At 33.7% G+C, this 23446-nt stretch carries 21 protein-coding genes; 10 read left to right on the top strand and 11 right to left on the bottom strand.

The window, feature by feature from the left end:
* Positions 1-95: 95 nt before the first annotated feature.
* From BLT84_RS13120 to prfB, 3 genes are all read right to left on the bottom strand, one after another.
* Complete coding sequence (locus BLT84_RS13120; protein ID WP_034893111.1) at positions 96-470, bottom strand: hypothetical protein; 375 nt, start codon at positions 468-470, stop codon at positions 96-98.
* Between the two features lie 19 nt (positions 471-489).
* Complete coding sequence (gene arsC, locus BLT84_RS13115) at positions 490-849, bottom strand: arsenate reductase (glutaredoxin) (RefSeq protein ID WP_317039984.1); 360 nt, start codon at positions 847-849, stop codon at positions 490-492.
* 62 nt (positions 850-911) lie between these two features.
* Positions 912-2010, bottom strand: a protein-coding gene (prfB, locus tag BLT84_RS13110; protein WP_156100721.1) for a peptide chain release factor 2 whose coding sequence is annotated in 2 segments (ribosomal slippage) — positions 912-1946 and positions 1948-2010 — 1098 coding nt in all. Because the reading frame shifts where the segments join, the coding sequence is not laid out codon by codon here.
* Between the two features lie 213 nt (positions 2011-2223).
* Here prfB and BLT84_RS13105 point away from each other — a divergent pair.
* Entirely contained in the window at positions 2224-3255 is a 1032-nt protein-coding gene (locus tag BLT84_RS13105; RefSeq protein ID WP_172822469.1) for a threonine aldolase family protein, read from the top strand.
* 45 nt (positions 3256-3300) lie between these two features.
* Here the strand turns inward: BLT84_RS13105 and BLT84_RS13100 are convergent, their stop codons facing one another.
* Positions 3301-3624 carry a YbaB/EbfC family nucleoid-associated protein gene (locus tag BLT84_RS13100; protein WP_034893108.1) on the bottom strand — a complete coding sequence of 108 codons (324 nt, stop codon included), beginning with the start codon at positions 3622-3624 and terminating at the stop codon, positions 3301-3303.
* Positions 3625-3667: 43 nt separating this feature from the next.
* On the opposite strand from BLT84_RS13100, the gene BLT84_RS13095 reads away from it, so the two are divergent.
* The 3 genes from BLT84_RS13095 to BLT84_RS13085 all read left to right on the top strand — a co-directional run bounded on the left by BLT84_RS13095 (position 3668) and on the right by BLT84_RS13085 (position 8361).
* Entirely contained in the window at positions 3668-5812 is a 2145-nt protein-coding gene (locus tag BLT84_RS13095; RefSeq protein ID WP_091266534.1) for a S9 family peptidase, read from the top strand.
* A gap of 103 nt (positions 5813-5915) precedes the next feature.
* On the top strand, positions 5916-6956 hold the full coding sequence (locus tag BLT84_RS13090; RefSeq protein WP_091266531.1) for a PLP-dependent cysteine synthase family protein: 1041 nt from the start codon (positions 5916-5918) through the stop codon (positions 6954-6956).
* Between the two features lie 145 nt (positions 6957-7101).
* Positions 7102-8361 carry an aminotransferase class I/II-fold pyridoxal phosphate-dependent enzyme gene (locus BLT84_RS13085; RefSeq protein ID WP_034893098.1) on the top strand — a complete coding sequence of 420 codons (1260 nt, stop codon included), beginning with the start codon at positions 7102-7104 and terminating at the stop codon, positions 8359-8361.
* A 69-nt stretch (positions 8362-8430) separates the two neighbouring features.
* On the opposite strand, the gene BLT84_RS13080 is transcribed toward BLT84_RS13085, so the two are convergent.
* Positions 8431-9417, bottom strand: a complete 987-nt coding sequence (locus BLT84_RS13080; protein ID WP_091266528.1) for a transporter — start codon at positions 9415-9417, stop codon at positions 8431-8433.
* Positions 9418-9525: 108 nt separating this feature from the next.
* Between BLT84_RS13080 and BLT84_RS13075 the strand changes: the two genes are divergently transcribed.
* The 4 genes from BLT84_RS13075 to BLT84_RS13060 are packed head-to-tail and all read left to right on the top strand — an operon-like array spanning position 9526 to position 15037.
* Positions 9526-9798: a DUF4834 family protein gene (locus BLT84_RS13075; protein WP_034893092.1), complete on the top strand. Its 273-nt coding sequence runs from the start codon at positions 9526-9528 to the stop codon at positions 9796-9798.
* Positions 9799-9824: 26 nt separating this feature from the next.
* Positions 9825-12260 (top strand): YfhO family protein, encoded by a 2436-nt coding sequence (locus BLT84_RS13070; protein ID WP_091266523.1) that lies wholly within the window; start codon positions 9825-9827, stop codon positions 12258-12260.
* 14 nt (positions 12261-12274) lie between these two features.
* A complete protein-coding gene (locus BLT84_RS13065; protein WP_091266520.1) occupies positions 12275-13558 on the top strand; it encodes a glycosyltransferase family 4 protein in 1284 nt (427 codons plus the stop codon).
* Positions 13559-13570: 12 nt separating this feature from the next.
* On the top strand, positions 13571-15037 hold the full coding sequence (locus tag BLT84_RS13060) for a lipopolysaccharide biosynthesis protein (RefSeq protein WP_091266517.1): 1467 nt from the start codon (positions 13571-13573) through the stop codon (positions 15035-15037).
* 81 nt (positions 15038-15118) lie between these two features.
* Here the strand turns inward: BLT84_RS13060 and BLT84_RS13055 are convergent, their stop codons facing one another.
* Complete coding sequence (locus BLT84_RS13055; RefSeq protein ID WP_091266514.1) at positions 15119-16294, bottom strand: hypothetical protein; 1176 nt, start codon at positions 16292-16294, stop codon at positions 15119-15121.
* Positions 16295-16418: 124 nt separating this feature from the next.
* Positions 16419-19205, bottom strand: a complete 2787-nt coding sequence (gene uvrA / locus BLT84_RS13050) for an excinuclease ABC subunit UvrA (RefSeq protein WP_091266510.1) — start codon at positions 19203-19205, stop codon at positions 16419-16421.
* A 240-nt stretch (positions 19206-19445) separates the two neighbouring features.
* Between uvrA and BLT84_RS13045 the strand changes: the two genes are divergently transcribed.
* A complete protein-coding gene (locus BLT84_RS13045; RefSeq protein WP_091266506.1) occupies positions 19446-20030 on the top strand; it encodes an RNA polymerase sigma factor in 585 nt (194 codons plus the stop codon).
* A 258-nt stretch (positions 20031-20288) separates the two neighbouring features.
* Here the strand turns inward: BLT84_RS13045 and BLT84_RS13040 are convergent, their stop codons facing one another.
* Positions 20289-20954 (bottom strand): endonuclease III domain-containing protein, encoded by a 666-nt coding sequence (locus BLT84_RS13040; RefSeq protein ID WP_091266502.1) that lies wholly within the window; start codon positions 20952-20954, stop codon positions 20289-20291.
* 30 nt (positions 20955-20984) lie between these two features.
* On the opposite strand from BLT84_RS13040, the gene bcp reads away from it, so the two are divergent.
* Positions 20985-21434, top strand: coding sequence for a thioredoxin-dependent thiol peroxidase (gene bcp / locus BLT84_RS13035; RefSeq protein WP_091266499.1), 450 nt, complete (start codon positions 20985-20987; stop codon positions 21432-21434).
* 3 nt (positions 21435-21437) lie between these two features.
* On the opposite strand, the gene BLT84_RS13030 is transcribed toward bcp, so the two are convergent.
* From BLT84_RS13030 to BLT84_RS16255, 3 genes are all read right to left on the bottom strand, one after another.
* The gene (locus BLT84_RS13030; protein ID WP_034893065.1) at positions 21438-21827 is read right to left on the bottom strand and encodes a DUF4258 domain-containing protein; all 390 of its coding nucleotides are present in this window, start codon (positions 21825-21827) and stop codon (positions 21438-21440) included.
* 2 nt (positions 21828-21829) lie between these two features.
* Positions 21830-23029, bottom strand: a complete 1200-nt coding sequence (locus BLT84_RS13025) for an alanine dehydrogenase (protein ID WP_034893062.1) — start codon at positions 23027-23029, stop codon at positions 21830-21832.
* A 63-nt stretch (positions 23030-23092) separates the two neighbouring features.
* On the bottom strand, positions 23093-23395 hold the full coding sequence (locus tag BLT84_RS16255) for a hypothetical protein (RefSeq protein WP_231929331.1): 303 nt from the start codon (positions 23393-23395) through the stop codon (positions 23093-23095).
* Positions 23396-23446: the final 51 nt, after the last annotated feature.

The raw sequence follows: 23446 nt of genomic DNA, 5'->3' as shown, positions 1-23446 counted from the left end.
GTTAGACCTCTTAAGAGAACAATGGTTTAATGAACCATCGTTAAAATCTTGTTATAACCACCAATAAATATTAAATAAGAATGTTACTGTATTGATTATGAATCCATAATGCGGTTCGGAATTTTTTTATTTATTCCTACGTACGCATCAAATTGATCTGGACTCATCAATTTTCTTAGTCTTCTGTGCTCTTTTGATTGTACCTTTTGTAAACGCTGTATCTTATTGGTACTATGTTCACCATTAATGATCTCATTTTTTCTGATGGTGTACTCCACAATAATATCTTCTAATTGAAGAGATTGTTCTTCTGTTAAGCTTAATGTATCTTTCCAATTAAGTGCAATTTCTTTAGCAATATCTTCAAGATCTTTTCTATTTCTGCGGTGTAAGAAAATATGCGTATAAACAAATCCCCCAACCAGCAGCGTGGATAATCCTAATAAAAGGAGTCTGTTTTGTAGTTTCATGATTTGATGATTTAGTTTATTATAAAGTATCTTTTAGTAAGTATTGAATGTTGGAAGGAGGTCTTCCAATTACAGCAAGAAGATCGTCTTCAACTATAGGTCTTTCTATAAGCTTTGGATTCTCAACCATAATCTTGATCAATTCAGGGTTTTCAAAATTTTTATCTTTGAAGTTATCTTTCCAAATTTTCTCGTTAACTCTTATCAACATTTGGGGCTCGATCTGTAATTTATCTAATAATTTTTTGAGTTCTTCTTCTGTTAATAGTTCCTTTAAATACTCTCTAATCTTAAATTCTTTTCCAGAATTTTTGATGAGTTCAAGACCTTCTCTAGATTTTGAACATCTTGGATTGTGATAAATTGTAAGTATTCCCATTAATTCTTGGCTTTAAAATACGTAATAAATTTCACTTTAGTTTGTAATAGATCAGTTTTAAATCAATCTTCATGCCGTTGCCCCATCATCATTAAATACGCTTTTAAGAATTGGTCTATATCACCATTCATAATAGCTTCTACATTACCAGATTCTTGAGCTGTCCTAACGTCTTTTACAAGTTTATAAGGATGCATTACATAATTTCTTATCTGAGATCCCCATTCTATCTTCATCTTAGAGTCTTCTATCTCTCTTCGTTGAGCTTGCTGTTTTTGAAGTTCGATCTCGTAAAGCTGACTTTTTAATAGCTGCATAGCCTTGGTTTTGTTTTCTAACTGAGATCGAGTCTCAGAATTTTCTATTACAATACCGGAAGGGGCGTGCTTAAGTCTAACGGCAGTTTCAACCTTATTAACATTTTGACCTCCGGCTCCGGAAGATCTCATGGTTTCCCAAGATATGTCTGAAGGATTGATGTCTATCTCTATAGTATCATCTGCAAGAGGATATACATATACAGAGGCAAATGAAGTATGTCTTTTAGCGTTGCTGTCAAAAGGGGAAATTCTTACCAAGCGGTGAACGCCATTTTCTCCCTTAAGCCAACCAAAACCAAAATCTCCATCAATCTCTAGAGTTACAGTTTTTATACCTGCAACTTCTCCAGCCTGATAGTTAAGCTCTTTTATTTTATAACCATGCTTTTCTGCCCACATAAGATACATGCGCATAAGCATCTCTGCCCAATCACAACTTTCTGTACCTCCAGCTCCGGCAGTTATTTGCAGTACGGCACTTAAGCTATCACCTTCCTCAGAAAGCATATTCTTAAACTCCATATTTTCAATAACCTCTAATGCTTTGGTATGTCTAGATGCTACATCTTCTGCAGTAGCTTCTTTCTCTTTATAAAATTCAAAGATCACTTCAAGATCTTCAACCAAAGTTTCTGCTGTATGATAGTCATCTACCCACTTCTTTTCAGTGTTTAGTTCGCGCATCATTAACTCAGCCTTTTTAGGATCATCCCAAAAATCTGGAGCAAAAGTCTTTTCTTCTAAATTGGTGATTTCTATTTGTTTGGCATCAACGTCAAAGATACCTCCTTAACGCAACCAGGCGATCTTTGAGTTCCTTTATATTATCTGTTGTAGTCATAATAGTGTGTTTTAGATGTAAAAATAGAATTAAAGGTGGCTTCAGGAAAGTATTTAACGATAATTTTATAGATTTAGGCAAAGAAATTAGCTCAGCATAATGCGGTGTAATTACTTAATTTTTATGCCAAATTTAAACTGAAGAGTTAAGAATCTATATATAGATTTTATTTGGCTCAAAATGAATGTAATAGTAAAAGAAATTTTAACAATGATGTCAATAGAAATAGATCTAAGAAGTGATACGGTAACCAGACCTACAAAAGGAATGTTACAAGCAATTCTAAGTGCTAAAGTTGGGGATGATGTTTATAAGGAAGATCCTACGGTTAATGCATTAGAAGAAAAATTAGCCAAGATGTTTGGTATGGATGAAGCTTTATTTTTTCCTACCGGAAGTATGGCCAATCAGGCAGCCATTAAATTACATACCCAGCCCGCAGAGCAATTAATTTGCGATAAATGGGCACATGTGTACAATTACGAAGGGGGAGGAGTTTCCTTTAATAGTGGTGTTTCCTGTAAGTTAGTAGATGGAAATAGAGGTTTGATAACCGCAGATCTCGTAGAAGAAAGCATCAATCCACCAGATTTTTATCATAGCCCACTTACTAGTTTGGTATGTCTTGAAAATACTACTAACAAAGGAGGAGGAGCGTGTTATGATCTAGAGACCATCAAAGAGATTAGAAAAGTTTGTAATACGCATGGCTTAGGATTGCACTTGGATGGTGCAAGATTATTTAATGCGATAGTTGCTAAAAAGCAAGACCCCAAAGATTTCGGGAAGTTATTTGATACCATTTCTGTTTGTTTATCTAAAGGTTTGGGTACCCCTATGGGCTCTGTATTAATAGGAAATAAAGACCTTATGAAAAATGCGATTAGAGTTCGTAAAGTTCTTGGAGGTGGGATGCGTCAAATGGGATTTATGGCAGCTGCTGGAATTTATGCTTTAGATAATCATGTTGAAAGACTTGAGCAAGATCATAAGCGTGCAGATGATATCGCCAGATCTCTAAGAGGACAAGAATATATTCATGAAGTTGAGCCTGTAGAAACCAATATCATTATTTTTTATTTAAAAGACGCTTCCTATGAAAAGAGTTTTATGGAGCAACTACAAAAGGAAAATATTAGAATAAGTAATATGGGACATGGAAAATTAAGGATAGTTACACATCATGATTATCCTGAAGAAAGTCACCAAAGATTCTTAAAAGTTCTAGATAACATCAGTTTATAAAGAGAATATAAAATTAAAAAGCCGGTTATTAAACCGGCTTTTATTTTATTTGAACATATCCAACCCAGGAATATCCGGCATTCCATCTTTAGCTACTGCCGCTAATTCTGTTTCATTAATTTCATGTGCTCTATTAATGGCTTTGTTCAAAGTAAGAACTAGGTAATCTTCTAGTTGCTCTTTGTCTTCCATCAGCTCATCTGCAATAGAAACATTTCTAATCTCTCTGGTAGCAGTAATAGTGATCTTAAGAAGACCATCTGCAGATTGTTCATCTATTAGAACAGTTTTTAAACGCTCTTTTGTTTCTTCTACTTTTTGTTGGGTTTCTTTGATTTTATTCATCATCCCCATCATATCTCCAAACATAAATTTTATTTTTAAATATTGAGCTTCAAAATTAGTGAATTCAATGGATAAATCAGCTAATTGTGCCCATTGTCTTAGTTATTTTGTTAGGAAGCTTTACCTTTGCACCAGCATAAATTACAAGCAATTGAAAAAAGAAATTCTAGCCCCTCAGGCTCTTAAAAAAGTGAAAGAGCTTCAAGCTCATAATGAAACGAGGATAGATGAGTATTACTGGATGAATGATAGGGAGAACCCTGCAGTAATTAATTATCTTGAAAATGAAAATGAATATAATGATATGATGACGGCTCACACCGCAGCATTTCAGAAAAGTCTTTTTAAAGAGATGAAGGGTAGAATAAAAGAAGACGACTCTTCTGTACCTTACAAGCTACATGGATATTGGTATTTAACCAGATTTGAAAAAGGAAAGGACTATCCTGTCTATTCTAGAAAAAAGGAAACCTTAGAAACTTCAGAAGATATTCTCTTTGATGTTAATTTAATGGCTGAAGGTTTTGATTATTATAGTCTGGGTGGTTTAAATGTGAGCCCGGATAATAAATTGATAGCTTTTGGTGTAGATACCGTAAGTAGAAGAAAGTACACAATCAGAATAAAAGATCTTGAATCTGGGGAACTGTTAAAAGAAGAAATTCATACCACCACCGGAGGTTCAACTTGGGCTAATGATAATAAAACACTTTATTACACCAAGAAAGATGAACAAACTTTAAGATCTAACCAGATCTTTAAACACATTCTGGGAACAGATCCTAAACATGATGTTTTGGTTTATGAAGAGCATGATGAAACTTTTAATACCTACATCTACAAATCTAAATCTCAGGAATATTTAATTATAGGATCTCACAGCACCTTAACTAGTGAATATAGAATTTTGGACGCTAATGATCCAGAGGGAGAATTCAAAGTCTTTCAATCTAGAGTAAGAGGTTTGGAATATGGAATAAGTCATTATAAAGATCATTTTTATGTTCTTACCAATGAGGGTGGAGCGATTAATTTTAAATTGATGAAAACACCTGTTACCGATACAGAAATTCAGTATTGGGAAGAGGTAATTCCACATAGAGATGATTATCTACTCGAGGATATAGATATTTTTGAAGATTATTTAGTGGTGAGTGAGCGTAATAACGGACTCAATAAAATAAAGATCACAAGATGGGATACTGGAGAAAGCTTTTTTGTTCCTTTTGATAATGAAACTTACACTGCTTATACCAGTATAAATCCAGATTTTGAGACTGATATTTTAAGGTATACTTATAATTCCTTAAATACGCCTACCTCTGTAGTTGATTTTAATATGGCTACCAAAGAGAAAACCGTTCTTAAAGAGCAAGAGGTTTTAGGAGGTAATTTCGATAAAGATAATTATCAAACAGAACGAATTTGGGCAGATGCAGAAGACGGAACTAAAATTCCGGTTTCATTGATTTATAAAAAAGGTATTAAGAAAGATGGATCTAATCCATTATTACAGTATGCCTATGGCTCTTATGGATCTACTATAGATCCTTATTTTTCTACTACAAGGTTAAGTTTGTTGGATAGAGGATTTATCTATGCAATTGCACATATAAGAGGGGGTGAGTACCTAGGAAGAAAATGGTATGAAGAAGGAAAATTACTTCAGAAGAGAAATACTTTTACAGATTTTATAGATGTTTCCAAATATTTAATAGATCAAAACTATACATCTAATAAACATCTGTATGCCATGGGTGGATCTGCAGGTGGATTATTGATGGGGGTTATTATAAATATGGCGCCACAATTATACAATGGTATTATTGCTGCAGTTCCTTTTGTAGATGTTGTAACTACCATGTTAGATGATAGTATTCCATTAACCACAGGTGAGTATGATGAATGGGGGAATCCTAATGATAAAGAATATTATGATTATATGCTAACATACTCGCCTTATGATAATGTTAAAAGTCAGGACTATCCAAATATGCTTGTTACAACTGGATTGCACGACTCTCAAGTACAGTATTGGGAACCGGCAAAATGGGTTGCTAAGCTAAGAGAAAAGAAAACAGATGATAACTTATTACTGTTCCATACCAATATGGATGCAGGCCACGGAGGCGCTTCTGGAAGATTTGAAGCCTTGAAAGAGGTAGCTGAAGAGTATGCCTTTTTATTGGACCTTGAAGGAATTACCTTATAATTAAAAAATTTCCCGTAACTTTGGGCGGTTTTTGTGATTAAGATTATTTTAAGTTTTTTAGAATAATGGAGAAACAAACTAAAGTTGCAAAAGAATTTCATTTATGAAAGAAGAGATACAGGTTTATGACAATGTATTGCAATTAATAGGGAAGACCCCGTTGATACATTTAAACTCTATAACTAAAGATTTTAAAGGCTCATTCGCTGCAAAGGTGGAAGCTTTTAACCCAGGACATTCTACAAAAGATAGAATTGCACTTTATATTATTGAAGAGGCAGAAAAAAAGGGAATATTAAAGCCTGGTGATACTATTATTGAAACTACTTCTGGGAATACCGGTTTTAGTATTGCAATGGTGAGTATTATTAAGGGTTATGAGTGCATTCTTGCTGTTAGTTCTAAATCCTCTAAGGATAAGATAGATATGCTTAAAACTATGGGGGCAAAAGTTTATGTTTGTCCTGCTAATGTTTCTGCTGATGATCCTAGATCTTACTATCAGGTAGCTCGAAGATTACACGAAGAACGTAAAGGTTCTGTGTACATTAATCAATACTTTAACGAGCTGAATATGGATGCTCATTACAACTCTACAGGGCCTGAGATTTGGAAACAATCTGAAGGAAAGATCACACATTTAGTGGCTTGTAGTGGAACAGGAGGTACTATTTCTGGTACTGCTAGATTTTTGAAGGAACAAAATCCAAATATTAAGGTTATAGGAATTGATGCTTTTGGCTCTGTGTTGAAAAAATACCACGAAACTAAAGAATTTGATTCTAATGAGATCTATCCTTATAGAATAGAAGGACTTGGGAAAAACTTGATCCCAAGTGCAACAGATTTTGATATAATAGACAAATTTGTAAAGGTAACAGATGAGGAAAGTGCTCATACTGCTAGAGAACTTGCTAAAACAGAAGGTTTATTCGTTGGATACACCAGTGGTGCAGCAATGCAAGGCTTAAAGCAATTGAATGCGGAGGGAGAATTTGACGAAAATTCTAATGTAGTAGTAATATTTCCAGATCATGGTTCTAGATATATGAGCAAGGTTTTTAGTGATGATTGGATGACAGAGCAAGGTTTTTTTGATACTAAAAACTCTGCAGAGACAGAGCGTATAGAGTTTATAAAGTAAATGAATTCATTTCTGTATACATAATAACAAAAAGCATCCTTATCTTACAGGGTGCTTTTACTTTTATTGCTTCTGGAGCAATTAAGATTATTTTTTAAAATTGAGTTGTATTTAACTACTTTTGCAATTCGTAAATAAAAGATCTATGAGAGATTTATTTGATAAAATATATAAGGACAAAGGGCCTTTAGGAAAATGGGCTGAACAAGCAGAAGGATATTTTGTATTTCCAAAGCTTGAAGGACCAATTTCAAACCGAATGAAGTTTAGAGGGCAAGAGGTTATAACTTGGAGTATTAACGATTATCTAGGTTTAGCTAATCATCCTGAAGTTCGTAAAGTAGATGCTCAGGCAGCAGCAGATTATGGTTCTGCCTATCCTATGGGAGCTAGAATGATGAGCGGGCATACAGATCTTCACGAAAAATTACAGGAAGAGCTTGCGGAATTTGTAAGTAAAGAAGCATCATATCTTCTTAATTTTGGATATCAGGGAATGGTATCTACTATAGATGCTTTAGTATCTAAAGCAGATGTTATAGTTTATGACGTAGACGCACATGCATGTATCATTGATGGTGTAAGATTACACCTTGGTCAAAGATTTACATATAAGCATAACGATATGGAAAGTATCGAAAAGAACTTGCAACGTGCTACTAAAATTGCAGAACAAACCGGTGGAGGAATCTTATTGATCTCTGAAGGAGTTTTTGGAATGCGAGGAGAACAAGGGAAACTTCGAGAAATAGTTGAACTTAAGAAAAAATATAATTTCAGACTTTTTGTTGATGATGCTCATGGTTTTGGAACTTTAGGTGCTACAGGAGCAGGTGCTGGAGAAGAGCAAGGGGTACAGGATGATATTGATGTTTATTTTGCAACTTTTGCAAAATCTATGGCCAGTACCGGAGCATTTATTGCTGGAGACAAAGAGATCATGGATTATCTTAAATATAACTTGCGCTCACAAATGTTCGCAAAGTCTTTACAGATGCAATTGGTAGTTGGTGCTCGCAAAAGGCTTGAGATGCTTAAAACCATGCCAGAACTTAAGAATAAGCTTTGGGAGAATGTAAATGCTTTACAGAATGGATTAAAAGCTAAAGGATTTGATATAGGAACTACTCAAAGTTGTGTAACTCCGGTTTATTTAAAAGGAAGTATTCCTGAAGCTATGGCGCTTGTAAAAGACCTTAGAGAAAATCATGGGGTTTTCTGTTCTATAGTAGTATATCCTGTAATTCCTAAAGGATTAATCCTTTTAAGAATGATACCTACAGCAACTCATACGCTACAAGACATAGAAGAGACCTTAGAAGCCTTTTCTACAATTAGAGAGCGTCTGGAAAACGGAACTTATAAAAGATTGTCTGCAGCTATTACAGCTTCTACAGAGCAATAGATTTACAAGCTTATAAATAGAAAAAGCCCATCAATTTGATGGGCTTTTTTATTTTCTTGAAATGTATGTTTATTCTTTGTCAGTAGAAGAAGCGGGAGCATCTTTAGCCGCTTTATTTTGCATTTCTTCTGTTCTTTTTCTTCGTCGGGAACCTTCAAAAGAATCATCTAAGAATTCATCTTTTTTATGCATATCTAATCGATAAGAAATTCCTGCGGCCACTTGCCAGCGAGATGGGGTATCTTTAAAATTCATCAATCCAGAAATATCTACCTGAAAATCATCTGATATTAAATAGGCAGCGCCAAGTCTACCAAGATCATCTGCATAAATATCACTTATAAGGCCATTATATTCAATAAATCCTGCAAATTGTGGAGTAAAAGCATGTGTAAGAGTTATAATACCTTGAAATGTTGGAAAATCTTCTGTCATTTTATCAGCAATAAAATTCATAACCAAAACCCAACCGCCTCTCCAGTTGTTTTGAGTAATTAAAGCGAATTTAGGTGAGATCTGACCCTCGCCTTCATATAAAAAGGGATTATCCTTCATATAAAAGTTGGCTCCTGCATAAGCCGAAACTGCAGGGATCAAAGTTTTCCATTTAAATTTTTGATTATTTTTCCAGCTTCTAATATCTACCTTATCTGGAGTAATACTTTTTAACGGATCAAAAATTAGATACTTTATTCCTAAAGTGTTATTTCTAAAATTGCTTCTTTTGTAATCTGCATCGTTGGCCCCAACTTTAATGGTTGTGGTCTCAGCTTGAAAAGACCCGCTAAGATTTATTTCTAAAGCTTCAAATAGGAAACCATATCTTAATTCATAATCTGTACCCAAAATATTAGTATCTGTACCAAGTATCTCATGGTTGTCATTGCCATAATATCCACCAGCTTCCAATTGAAGAACTCCTGTACCTACAGAAAATGCCCCTTGAGAATTACCAGGTCTGTTTGAATTAATGGTTTCGGTATACTGCGCATTTGCAGTAATTCCTAAAAATGTGAATATGAGAAGCTGTAGATTTTTATTGCTGAATTTACGCATGTGTGGTGCTTTTTAAACAATCAAATATAGACGATTTTATTAATTTTTTAGGAGTTAAATACGGAATTTGTCTGGCTATAATAGTAATTTTGCACAAACTGAAGAAAGATGTACGAAGCTTCATTTGAAAGCATATTAAAGACGGTTCTGATCATAATGCTGATCTATTTTGGTTTCAAACTTTTAATAAAATGGTTTGGGCCAATGATACTGAAATACTTCCTTAAAAGAATAGGTAGCAAATTTCAGCAACAATTTAATCAACAACCTTCAAAAAGATCTAAGAAAGAAGGTGATGTGGTAATTGAGAAGAAGCCAAATAATTCTCGAAAGGCCAATAAAAAGGTAGGGGAGTATATCGATTACGAAGAAATTGATTAATTTTCGGGCCTATTAAAAACTTCATAATGTTTAGGTCTGTAAAAACTATTCTCCCGCATCTTTTAGTATTCTTAGGATTTATTATTATTTCTCTAGCTTATTTTAATCCGGTTTTGCAAGGTAAAGAGATCTTGCAAAGTGATATTGCTCAATATATCGGGATGAGCAAGCAACAAAAAGATTTTAAAACTGAAACTGGAGAAGAAACCTATTGGACAGATGCTGCTTTTGGTGGAATGCCTACTTATCAGTTAGGTGCTTATTATCCAAATAATTTTATTAAAGATCTGGATCTAGCTCTAAGATTTTTACCGCGACCTGCAGATTACTTATTCCTGTATTTTTTAGGGTTTTATATACTTCTACTAGTATTAAAGCTAGACTATAAGCTCGCCTTTGTTGGTGCTTTAGCATTTGGTTTTTCAACTTATCTTATAATCATTTTAGGAGTGGGACATAATGCAAAGGCACATGCTATTGCTTATATGCCTATGGTTCTTGCAGGAATATTGCTTTGCTTTAGAAGCAGATATATTGCAGGATTTTTGCTCTTAGCATTTGCTATGGCGCTTGAAATTGGTGCCAATCACTTTCAAATGACGTATTACTTATTAATATTAGTGGTGATTTTAGGAATTGCTTATTTAGTGGATGCTTTTAAAAAGAAACAGTTACCTCAGTATTTTAAAGCATTAGGCGTAATGGTTTTAGCTGTAGTTTTAGCTATTGGAGCTAATGCTACCAATTTAATGGCAACTCAAGAATATACAGAATTTAGCACGCGTGGTGATAATGGTTTAACAATTGGTCCTGATGGAAGTCAGAAAAAAGCTAGTGGTTTAGATTTCGATTATATAACAGAATATAGCTATGGAATAGCAGAAACCTTCAATTTATTCATTCCAAGATTCATGGGAGGCTCTAGCTCAGAGAAATTGAATGAGAAATCGGAGATGTATCAGCAATTATTAAAAATGGGAGCTAGTCCTCTTCAAGCGAAAGACTTTGCAGAAAGCGCTCCAACATATTGGGGTTCTCAGCCTTTTGTGGGTGCTCCGGCTTATATAGGTGCAACGATAATATTTTTATTCGTCTTTGGACTCTTTCTTATTAAGGGTAGATTGAAGTGGTGGATTGTAGGGGGAACTGTATTAGCATTAATGCTCTCATGGGGTAAGAATTTTGAGTTTTTAACTCAGTTCTTTATTGAAATAGTGCCTTTATATAATAAATTTAGAGCGGTTTCTTCTATACAAATTCTGGTGGAACTTTGTGTTCCTGTCTTAGCTATATTCGGCTTATATAGACTCTTTAATGATTTTGAGAAGAAAGAGGAAAAAGAGCACGCTTTAAAATGGGCAACAATTATTACTGGAGGAATTGCTCTTATTTTTCTTTTATTTAAATCTATGTTATTCAATTTTAGTGGAGGTAGTGATAATGTATATATTCAGCAAATGGGAGCAGAATTTGTTCGTGCTCTAAAAGATGATAGGAAATCTATATTTACTTCAGATACTATCAGATCACTAATTTTTGTTCTTTTATCTGCCGGATTCATTTGGGCATACTTGAAAGAAAAAGCATCTAAAAATCTAATTATTTTAGGGTTTGCAGTTTTAATACTAGCAGATTTAGTAATTGTTGACAGAAGATATGTTAATAACGAGAACTTTGTAGCCTCTAGAGTGGTTAATGAACCATTTCAAAAGAGACAGGCAGACGCTGATATTCTTCATGATAATTCTAGGTTCAGAGTTTTTGATGTTTCTGAGAGTCCTTTTAACAGTGCACGAACTTCATATTTCCATAATTCAATAGGGGGATATCATGCGGCTAAGCCTGCAAGAATGCAAGATCTATTTGATTTTTATATAGCAAATAATAATATGAAAATATTAAACATGCTAAATGTGAAATATTTTATAGTGCCTACAGAGGCACAACCTGTAGCACAGGAAAACCCAGGTGCATTTGGGAATGCGTGGTTTGTTAATGATGTGTCATGGGTAGAAACTGCTAATCAAGAAATAATAGCGCTTGGCGATACAGATTTGACAAATACCGCAATAATAGATACTAAATTTAAAGACTTGGTGGGTACAGAAGAATTAACTACTTCAGATGGTTCTATTCAATTGAAAAAGAATGAACCTAATGAATTAATATATAGTTTTAAATCTAATGATTCACAGCTTGTTGTCTTTTCTGAAATGTACTATGCACATGGGTGGAAATCTTTTATAGATACCAAAGAAGTCCCTAATTTTAGAGTAGACTATATTTTAAGAGGATTAAAAGTGCCTGCTGGAGATCATACTATTACTTTTAAGTTTGAACCTGAGGTTATTCAAACAGGTGGTACGATATCTTTAATAAGTTCAATATTGTTATTCGGCTTACTTTTGGGTGGGCTTTTCTATGGTTTCAAGGAAAAAGATTTCTTCAAGAAACAATCATAATAGACAATTAACTAATGAAGAAAGTTCTAATTGTTACCTATTATTGGCCACCTGCCGGCGGACCGGGAGTGCAGCGGTGGTTGAAATTTGTTAAGTATCTTAAAGAATTTGGAATTGAACCCATTGTTTTTATCCCGAAAGACCCAGATTATCCTATGCTTGATGAATCCTTTCTAAAGGAAGTTCCGAAGGATATTACCATTTTAAAAGGGAGGATTTTTGAACCTTATTTTCTGGCAAAGATATTTTCTAAGAAAGGTGCAACAAAGATAAGTTCTGGTATTATCGCAGATGAAGAGAAGCAAAGTATCCTTCAAAAATTGATGCTTTATATTCGCGGTAATTTTTTTATTCCGGATGCCAGAAAATTTTGGGTGAAGCCATCAGTTAGCTATCTCTCCAAGTATCTTTCAGAAAATAATATTGATGCCGTTATTACTACCGGTCCGCCACATAGCGTGCATTTAATAGGCCTAAAACTCAAACAGAAATATGATATTAAATGGTTCGCAGATTTTCGAGATCCTTGGACTCAGATTGGATACCATGAGAAGCTTAAGCTTTCTGAACGCTCTAGAAAAAAACATCTCAAGTTTGAAAATGTAGTTTTAAATACGGCAGACAGAATTATAGTAACTAGTTATACCACAAAGAATGAATTTAGTAAAATTACTAAGAAGCCTATTTCTATTATTACTAATGGGTATGATGGAAAACTAAATGATACTTTGAAAGCTTTAGATGAACATTTTACTATATCTCATATTGGATCACTTCTTTCCGGAAGAAATCCAATTAATCTGTGGAAAGTGCTCGAGGAGTTGATCATGGAAGATAAAGATTTTGCTAAGAATTTTAAATTAAAACTTATTGGTACAGTAAGCGAAGAAGTGATAAATAGTATCAAAAATTTTAAACTTGATAATAATTTAGAGATTTTAGGTTACGTACCTCATAAGGAGGCAATCAATATACAAAAGCGTGCTAGTGTATTATTACTTATAGAAATAGATAGTATAGATACAAGAGGTATAATTCCCGGGAAACTGTTTGAATATATGATGGCCAAAAGGCCAATTCTTGCAATAGGTCCTGAACAGTGGGATGTTATAAGATTGTTAGAAAATACCAATGCAGGGCAATTTTTTAATTACAAAGAGGGAAAAAAATTAAAGGAATATATTTTAAAACTATATCAACTTTATAAGCAGAATAAGCTTACTTCGCACAGCTACAATATTGAACAATATAGTAGAAGATCACTTACTGCTAAATTAGTAAAGCTCTTAAATAAATAGATTAGATAGACCATGGGAGTTATTCTAAATCAGTCTTTTAAAAACATAATAACCACATATTTTGGTTTTGGAATTGGTGCAATAAACACGCTATTTCTTTTTACCTATTTTCTTGAAAAAGAATATTATGGATTGGTAGGTTTTCTACTCTCAGCAGCTAATTTGATATGGCCAATTTTAGATTTTGGTGTGCATAATACATTAGTTAAGTTTTATTCGTCTTATAAAACAAAACTTGATAGAGATAAGTTATTAAATCTGATAGTATTTCTTCCGCTTATTGTATCCATCATTATAGGTTTAATAAGCTTGTTTAGTTACAGTATGTTACTCGATTATTTTGAGTCTGGTAACAAATTAGTACAACCCTATATTTGGTTAATTTTTGTAATTGCTTTAGCAACCGCCTATTTTGAAATCTTCTTTGCGTGGTCTAAAGTTCATTATCAGAGTGTTTTTGGTAACTTTATGAAAGAGGTCTTTCATAGAATTTGTATCACCCTTTTATTATTTGCGGTTTACTTAAAGTTGATCTCGGTTTCTCAATTTATCTATTGGATGGCTGGTGTATTCATTTTTAGAGCTTTTGCTATGATGTTTTATGCGTTTCGTCTTTATAGACCAACATTTAGTTTACAGATGCCTATGAACTTTATTACGGTTTTAAAATATTCTGCTTTAATCTTAATTGCGGGATCGGTAGCTATGATCTTATTAGATTTAGATAAAGTAATGATAGAGCATTATCTACCTATAGAAAATGTTGCGATCTATGGAATAGCGGTATATATAGCAACGGTTATCTCTGTTCCGCAGAAAGCCATGCATCAAATTATTCATCCCCTTACTGCAACTATGCTAAATGAAAGAGATAGGGTAGGGATGAGAGATCTTTATAAGCGAAGTTCTCTAAGCCTATTAGTTGTGAGTGCTTTGATATTTATTCTCATCATGGTAAATCTAAATCAGTTATACTCCTTAATGCCTCCCCAATACCAAATTAGTAGCTTTATTGTTCTCTTAATTTCACTGGTTAAACTGTACGATAATATGTTAGGAAGTAATAATAGTATACTTTTTAATTCAGATTATTACCGCTTGGTACTCGTAATAGGAGTTGCATTAGCCATACTTGCGTATGTTTTTAACCTTATTCTAATACCTACTTATGGAATAATGGGAGCAGCTATTGCTACCTTTTTAGCATTTTTTATATTCAATACTGCCAAAATTTTTATAGTAATTTCAAAGTTTAAAATGCATCCGTTTACCAATAAGACTTTATATATTCTGCTTTTCTCTGCTGCACTTTGTGGGGCATTTTATATATGGGAGTTTCCTTTCCATCCCTTTATCAATATAGCACTGAAATCTATCGTAGTAAGCATAATATATTTGTTCGTAGCTCTAAAATTTAATTTTTCTGATGATATAACCATCTTAATGCAGAAATATTTAAAGAAAGCTAGAGTTATATAATACAAAAATCCTCAGCGTTGTGATATAAACAAACACTAAGGATTTTCTAACTAACTAACCAACCAAAAAATTATTTAGATTTTATCCTCTTCCTCGAGAACTTCTAGTATTTTCTGTTTTTTCTGAGACAGGGATAGATTGAGGCTGGTTAGATCTCGTACTTCCTCGCTCTGTTCTCGCTTCTGATGAACTATTTGAATTTCTTGTTGTAGTCTCGACTGCTTTCACAGCAGTATTTCTTCTTGAGTTCGTTTCTCTAGTAGCTGTATTAGAAGTTCTGCTAACAGGATTTCTGCTATTTTCAACTTCTGTTTGAGAAATTCTTCCTCTGCTAGAAGAAACTGAACTATTAACATTGGTACTCTTTGGTTGTGTCGTTGATGCTCCTCTGGTATTTCTTACAGCTTCCTCGTGTTTGTTCACAAGAGATCTTTCTCTTCGTGATGAAGAAGAAGTTCTTGCTCGGGGATAAGATCTTACAGAATTTTGATTGCTTCTAACATTGGAAGTATTTGAATTATTCTCACTTCTAGAAGTATCATAAGAATATTGTGAATTTACATCTCTTACTTCTGCAGTTCTTCTTCCGTAATTATACACTGTAATATTCTGTCCAGGTCTATAGAAATCATATCTTCTTCCATTGTTATAATAGTAATTATTATAATTGTTGGAGTATACCACATAATCTAATCTATTAGGCTCATAATATGTTCTGTATGGTTCATAGTAGACTACGCGATAATTTGGATGTGGTCTCATGTAATATTTATGCCAAGGTCTAGAAATATATCTTGTATTGTAGGCATTTATAAACCCTGCATATCTTACAGGTCTGTCAAAAGCATTATAATAAACGAACATGTCTCCAACTCGAGCAATATTCCCTCTGTTATTATAAGCGATGTCTACATTACCTGCTCGAATTATTCTACCGTAATAATCATAATAAACAGGAACACTTTCTATTTGGATTACAGCGCCAAAATCATCGTACTGTACAAACGTATCATAATTATAACCAGAATTATAACTTATATTATATCCAGGATTTGGAATATTTCTAATTGCAGTCCTTGAAAATTGAGGATTATAATAGAAATCAAATTCCCCATTTGGAAAAATGGCAAATTCAACACCGCGTTCTACAAAGATAAACGCCTCACCATAATTATAAGGAATCGTAATATTTGAATCTTTAGCTGAAACATTCAATCCAACCAAGAAAAGGGCAAGTATTAAAGTAATTTTTTTCATGGGAGCGGTTTTAAATTATTAATTAGTTGGAATCCAGATCAATTAATACAAAGTGCGTGCCAAAAGAAAAATATACCTATAAGCTAGATAAGGTTCTCCTAATAGAGAACCTTATCATATTTCATTAAAGTTTTTCCTTTAAATAGGGTGCAGTGTAAGATTTCTTATTCTTCGCAACCTCTTCAGGTGTGCCTGCCGCTATTAGGTAACCTCCATTTTCTCCACCATCTAAACCAAGATCTATTACATGGTCTGCACATTTCACCAAATCCATATTATGTTCAATAACAATAATAGAGTGTCCTTTATCTATTAATGCATTAAACGAGGTTAGTAGTTTTTGTATATCGTGAAAGTGCAAGCCCGTGGTCGGTTCGTCAAATATAAATAAGGCTTTATCTTTAGTTATTCCTTTTACTAAGAATGATGCAAGCTTTATACGCTGAGCTTCCCCGCCAGATAGAGTAGAAGAGCTTTGCCCTAATTGAACATATCCAAGTCCTACCTCTTGTAGGGGTCTTAATTTATTAGTGATCTTATTTTCATTATTTTCAGAAAAGAAGCCCAAAGCTTCATCGATGGTCATTTTTAAAATATCATCTATATTCTTCTCAGCAAAAGTTACCTCAAGAACTTCCTTTTTAAAACGTTTTCCGTTACAGGTTTCACATTCTAAATGCACATCTGCCATAAATTGCATCTCTATGGTCACTTCGCCTTCTCCTTTACACGTATCACATCTTCCACCATCTACATTAAATGAAAAATGTTTAGGCTTGAAATTTCTGATATCAGACAATTTTTGATTTGCGAATAGATTTCTAATATCATCGTAAGCCTTTATATAGGTTACAGGATTAGAACGTGATGATCTTCCAATAGGATTTTGATCTACAAATTCTATAGATGTAATGCTCTTAAAATTACCTTCAATAGCAGAAAACTGACCAGCCTTTTCTCCAATACCACCAATCTCTTTAAGCATAGATGGATATAGAATCTTTTTAACTAATGTACTTTTACCGCTTCCGGATACTCCTGTAACTGCTGTAAATACACCTAGAGGGAAGGTAACATCAATATTTTTTAAGTTATTTTCTCTAGCCCCAAGAATCTTTGCGAATTGCTTAGTAGTCCTCCTTTTCTTTGGAACTTCAATTCGCATAGAATCATTAAGATATTGAGCGGTAAGAGAATCTGATTTTAGTATGTCAGCATAGGTGCCAGAAGCTACTAATTCTCCTCCATGTGTACCAGCCTCCGGGCCGATATCTATAATTTCATCTGCAGCTTTCATAATGTCTTCATCATGCTCCACTACAATCACGGTATTTCCTAGATCCCTTAGGTCTTCTAAAACTCCAATTAGCTTTTTTGTATCCCGAGGATGTAGTCCTATAGAAGGTTCATCTAAGATATACATAGATCCAACTAAACTACTTCCAAGGGAGGTAGCAAGATTAATTCTTTGTGATTCTCCACCAGAAAGAGTATTGGATTTTCTATTAATTGTTAAATAATCTAGCCCAACATTGGAAAGAAATTGCAATCTGTTTTTAATCTCGGCTAGCAAACGTTTGGCTATTTGAGCATCATACTCATTTAATTCTAAATCATTAAAGAAAGCTCTTACTTTATCTAATGGTTTTTCTACAAGATCTGTTATTGTAGCTCCACCAATCTTTACATAGTTGGCTTCTTTTCTCAGTCTTTTTCCTTTACATAGAGAACATTTTGTTTTTCCTCTATATCTTGAAAGCATTACTCTATTCTGAATTTTATAAGCCTTCGATTCTAAAAATTCAAAAAATGTATTTAATCCCTCAAAATATTCATTTCCATTCCAAATAAGATCCTTTTGGTCTTGAGAAAGATCGAAATAAGGCTTATGTATAGGAAAATCAAATTTATGAGAATTATTAATAAGTTCATTCTTGTACCAACTCATACTCTCACCGCGCCAAGGGAAGATTGCATTTTCATACACAGAGAGACCGGTATTAGGAATTACTAGATCTTCATCTATCCCTACAACATCCCCATAACCTTCACATTTTGGACACGCACCATAAGGGTTATTAAAACTGAATAAATGTACATTAGGTTCTAAGAAATGTATTCCATCAAGCTCAAACTTATTACTGAAATGTCTTATTTTATTATCTGAAATACTTTCGATGAACAACTCTCCCTTTCCTTCAAAGAATGCTGTTTGAGATGCATCTGCGAGTCTATTATAAAAATCTTCTTCTTCTTTGGTTACAATTCTATCTACAACCAGATAAATATCATCAAGCTTCACCTTGTCTGTAACAGCTTCATCAATTCTTACAACCTCATTTTTAATTTTTATTCTACTGTATCCCTGTTGAAGAAGTACCTTTAGCTTATCTTCAATTTCTCTCCCTTCTTCAAGTAGGAGTGGAGCAAGAAGCAATAATTTTTCTCCTTCTGCAAACGCCTTTACGTAGTTAATAACATCTGTAACAGTATCTTTTTTAACTTCATCTCCAGAGATTGGGGAATACGTTCTTCCTATTCTTGCAAAAAGTAGTTTTAAATAATCATAGATCTCGGTTGAAGTTCCTACGGTAGAACGTGGATTGGTAGAGTTAACCTTTTGTTCTATAGCAATTGCCGGAGCAATTCCTTTAATATAATCTACTTTAGGTTTATTTAATCTCCCTAAGAATTGTCTTGCATAGGAAGATAAACTCTCTACATACCTCCTTTGACCTTCTGCATAAAGTGTATCAAAAGCTAAACTAGATTTTCCAGATCCAGATAATCCGGTTATTACTACTAGCTTATTTCTAGGAATAACAACATCTATATTTTTTAGGTTGTGCAATTTTGCACCTTTAATGATGATATTTTGTTTGGGATCTACGCTTGCAATATCTATAGTCATGGATTCTTCTTCTATATAATCTGCAAAGATACTTAATAAGCATCAGTGTAAAAAGTGAAGCAATTCTATAAGAAATGTTAAAAAAAGTAAGAGAGATTTGTTTAGGTTAAAAATATGTTGCTATATTTGACGATTAAACGAACAATCTAAAAATCTATTGCCTATTGCATAAAGTTACTTTTTAAGTTTTTTAACCTAACCTAAAAGATGTCCTTAAAGCATCTTTAATAAAGTAACATTATGGATAATACCCAGGCAACTGATGCTCTTTTAGTGCGTACCTACCTTCAAGGTAATGAAAATGCACTTTCCCAATTAATTTCTAGGCACCAACAGCGTATTTATAGTTTTATCTATTCGAAGGTCTTCGATAAGGATGTTGCAGATGATGTATTTCAAGATACCTTCATCAAAGTTATTAATACCTTAAAAAGGGGTAAATATAATGAAGAGGGAAAATTTCTTCCATGGGTAATGCGTATCGCACACAATCTTGTTATAGATCATTTTAGAAAGAACAAGCGTATGCCAAAATTTGAGAATAATGGCGACTTTAATATTTTTTCTGTTCTTAGTGATGGAGATCTTAATGTGGAAACTCAGCTTATCAAAGATCAAATTGAAGTGGATGTACAGGAATTAATCAAAGAATTGCCAGAAGATCAATTGGAAGTTCTTACCATGAGAATCTATAAGGATATGAGTTTCAAAGAAATATCAGAACGCACTGGGGTAAGTATTAATACTGCTCTAGGAAGAATGAGATATGCACTTATAAATCTTAGAAAGATCATAGAGAAGCATAATTTAATTTTAACAAATTAATTTATACTATCTCCATTGAATTTGCGTTCTCCTTTTAAACAATTTTAAAGAGAACCTGATGGAGAACCTTTACACTAAATCTTCGAAAGAAGAACATTTATCAAGCTTGAACCCTAACAAAGAGACTATTCAATTTTTATTAGATTATTCAAAAGCCCTACAGATATTTGAATATAATGAAATGAAATTTGATACGATCCTTAACTAAGGGCTATAAAAAGACCAGTAATATGCAGGTCTTTTTTATTTTTAATTAATTTATTTTCTCCTGGAACTCTTTTTATAATATTCCTCTATCACTGTTTTTCTGCCTATGGTGCTAGTAATAATGTCCTTATCCAGATTCCAGCCTCTTGCCGGACTGTATTGTCTTCCATAAAAAATTATTTGAAGATGTATTTTATTCCAAGTCTCCCGAGGGAATAATCTTTTTGCATCCTTTTCAGTTTGTAACACATTCTTTCCATTGGTGAGATTCCATCTGTACATTAATCTGTGAATATGAGTATCTACAGGAAAAGCAGGTACACCAAAGGCCTGAGACATTACAACACTTGCTGTTTTATGACCAACGGCAGGAAAAGATTCTAAGGCCTCGAAACTTTGAGGAACTTTTCCATTATATGAATCTATCAATATTTGAGATAAACCATGAATACCTTTCGCTTTCATTGGTGATAGTCCCACAGGCTTAATAATTTCACGTATTTCGTCAACAGAAAGTTTTACCATGGTGTATGGATTATCTGCCTTTTCAAATAATAGCGGAGTGATCTGGTTCACTTTTACATCTGTGCTTTGAGCAGAAAGTAAAACAGCAATTAAGAGGGTGTAAGGGTCTTTATGATCAAGAGGAACTGGAACTTGAGGGTAAATTTCTTCTAAAGTATCTATAACAAATTGTACCTTTTGCTCTTTATTCATATTGTTTAATTTTATACAAAAATAAGAATTATGAAAGCATTAGAAGCAGGAGATAAAGCACCAGATTTTACAGCCGAAGATCAGGATGGAAATTCTATAAGTTTGAAGGATTATTCTGGAAAGAAATTGGTTTTGTTCTTTTATCCAAAAGCGAGCACGCCTGGATGTACTGCAGAAGCTTGTAACTTAAAAGATAATTGGGAGCGCTTTAAAAGCAAAGGATTTGTAATTCTAGGTGTAAGTGCCGACACTAAAAAACGCCAGCAAAACTTCAAAAACAAATTTGAATTACCTTATCCTTTGTTAGCAGATGAAAGCAAAGAAGTTATTAATGCATATGGAGTATGGGGTCCTAAAAAGTTTATGGGCAAAGAATATGAAGGAATTAACCGAACTACCTTTGTTATAGATGAGCAAGGAATTATTGAAGAAGTAATAGGAAAAGTAAAGACTAAAGATCACGCAGCGCAGATCTTATAATTACTATTTTACTTCTTTAAAGAATTTTATTTGTAGAATAGTTGAAATAGTGTCGCAGGTCTGAACCTTTAATTCTAAAGGTTTTAGATCTGCTTCTCCCGTTCCATTTACAAAATAGGTTCTACAAGAATCTCTTTCCGTCTCACTTTTGTGAAAATCTACATCTCCATTGTTAAGGATAGTGGAAATTTCTGCGGTGTCTAAACCATTTTGAGTAGAGAAGATTAAGGCCTCATCAGAATATGTTCTGGTATTAGTTCTTAATTCTTTTAATACTCTAGCATTTGGGAAATAATCGCAAGATGTCTTTTTACCGCTTAGAAAGAAGAATAATAATACGATACCAAAAAAAAGTCCTACAGAGAAATAACCGAAACGGTGAATTAATTTCATATTTAAAAAATGAGCAAATTGATGTCTCTATAGGTAAGATCAAACCAATCTGCTATAGATTTATTAGTTAGAATTCCGTGGTAAAAGTACAACCCATTTCTTAGACCCTTATTAAATCTTAGGGTATTTTCCAATCCACCTTCTTCACCAATGTGCAAAAGATAAGGCGTAAATATGTTACTGATTGACACTGAAGAAGTTCTGGCGTATCGAGATGGAATATTAGGTACACAATAATGTATCACCCCGTGTTTAGTAAAAATAGGTTGATCATGAGAGGTGATATCACTAGTTTCAAAACAACCTCCCATATCTATGCTTACATCTATTATTACAGCACCTTTCTTCATAGTTTGCACCATAGCATCTGTTACAAGAATAGGAGATCTATTTTTCCCGCGAACAGCTCCTATAATTACATCACAACGTTTTAAGGCTTTACTTAAATTTTTTGGTTGAATTGTAGAGGTATATAAAGGGTGTCCTATATTGGTTTGGATGGAACGTAATCTGGTTAGACTACTATCAAAAACTTTTACATTAGCACCAAGTCCGGTAGCAGATCTTGCTGCGAATTCACCTACAGTTCCGGCACCTAAAATTACCACTTCAACAGGTGGAACACCACTAATATTTCCGAACATTAGTCCATTACCCTGTTTGTTATTGCTCATAATTTCTGAAGCAATCAAAACCGATGCAGTACCAGCTATTTCGCTCAAAGCACGCACGGCAGGATAAGACCCATCATCGTCTGTAATAAACTCAAACGCTAAAGCAGTGATACGTTTAGTAGCAAGTTTTTGAAAATATTCTTTTGACTGTGTTTTAAGTTGAAGCGCAGATATTATAATGGTCTGAGGATTGATGAGCTCTAATTCCTCATTAGAAGGCGGCTCTATCTTTAGAATAGTAGGGCAGGAGAAGACCTTTTTAGTGTCTTTAGTAACTTCTGCTCCGGCATCTGAATAATCTTTATCACTAAAGCCGGCCCATTTGCCCGCCATAGATTCTATAATCACTCTATGACCATGTGCCGTAATAGCACCAACAGCATCTGGAGTTAGACAAACTCTCTTCTCTTGATAAGAAGTCTCCCGTGGTAATCCTATAAAGAGTTCTCCTTTATTCTTATAGATCTCTAAGGTCTCCTCTTGTGGAAGTAATTGTTCCCTTGTGAAAGGTGAATTATGTTTAATCATGCCGATGTGCTGTTAAAAAACCAAATTACAACAATTTTCAGCAAATATAAACCAATATTCCAATTACAGCTTACGGTAGTACTCCTCGGTAGGTTCTAAAGCATAAGCCATATTCTCATTTCTAAACTCTTCTAATTCTCGCTCGTCTTTGGTATTCTTTTTAGAAAATACATGTACATCTGTTTCATTCAATTCACTAAGATCAATTCCGTAAATTCTGTCGAATATTTGAATTCGAACTAGATAAACTATGATAAGTATTATCAAAAAGAATGGGGCGAGATATAATAGTCCGTTTACATCCATCGGCTCAATATTCAAATACATATCTTGATATACAGCAGTAAAAAGCTGATATGCATACATAGTTATAGGTATTAGAATTGAGTGATACCACCAATGTTTACAAGTAAAGAA

Origin of the sequence: Gillisia sp. Hel1_33_143 (genome assembly GCF_900104765.1) — a bacterium.
GTDB lineage: Bacteria > Bacteroidota > Bacteroidia > Flavobacteriales > Flavobacteriaceae > Gillisia.
This window is presented reverse-complemented; position numbering and strand designations above follow the sequence as displayed.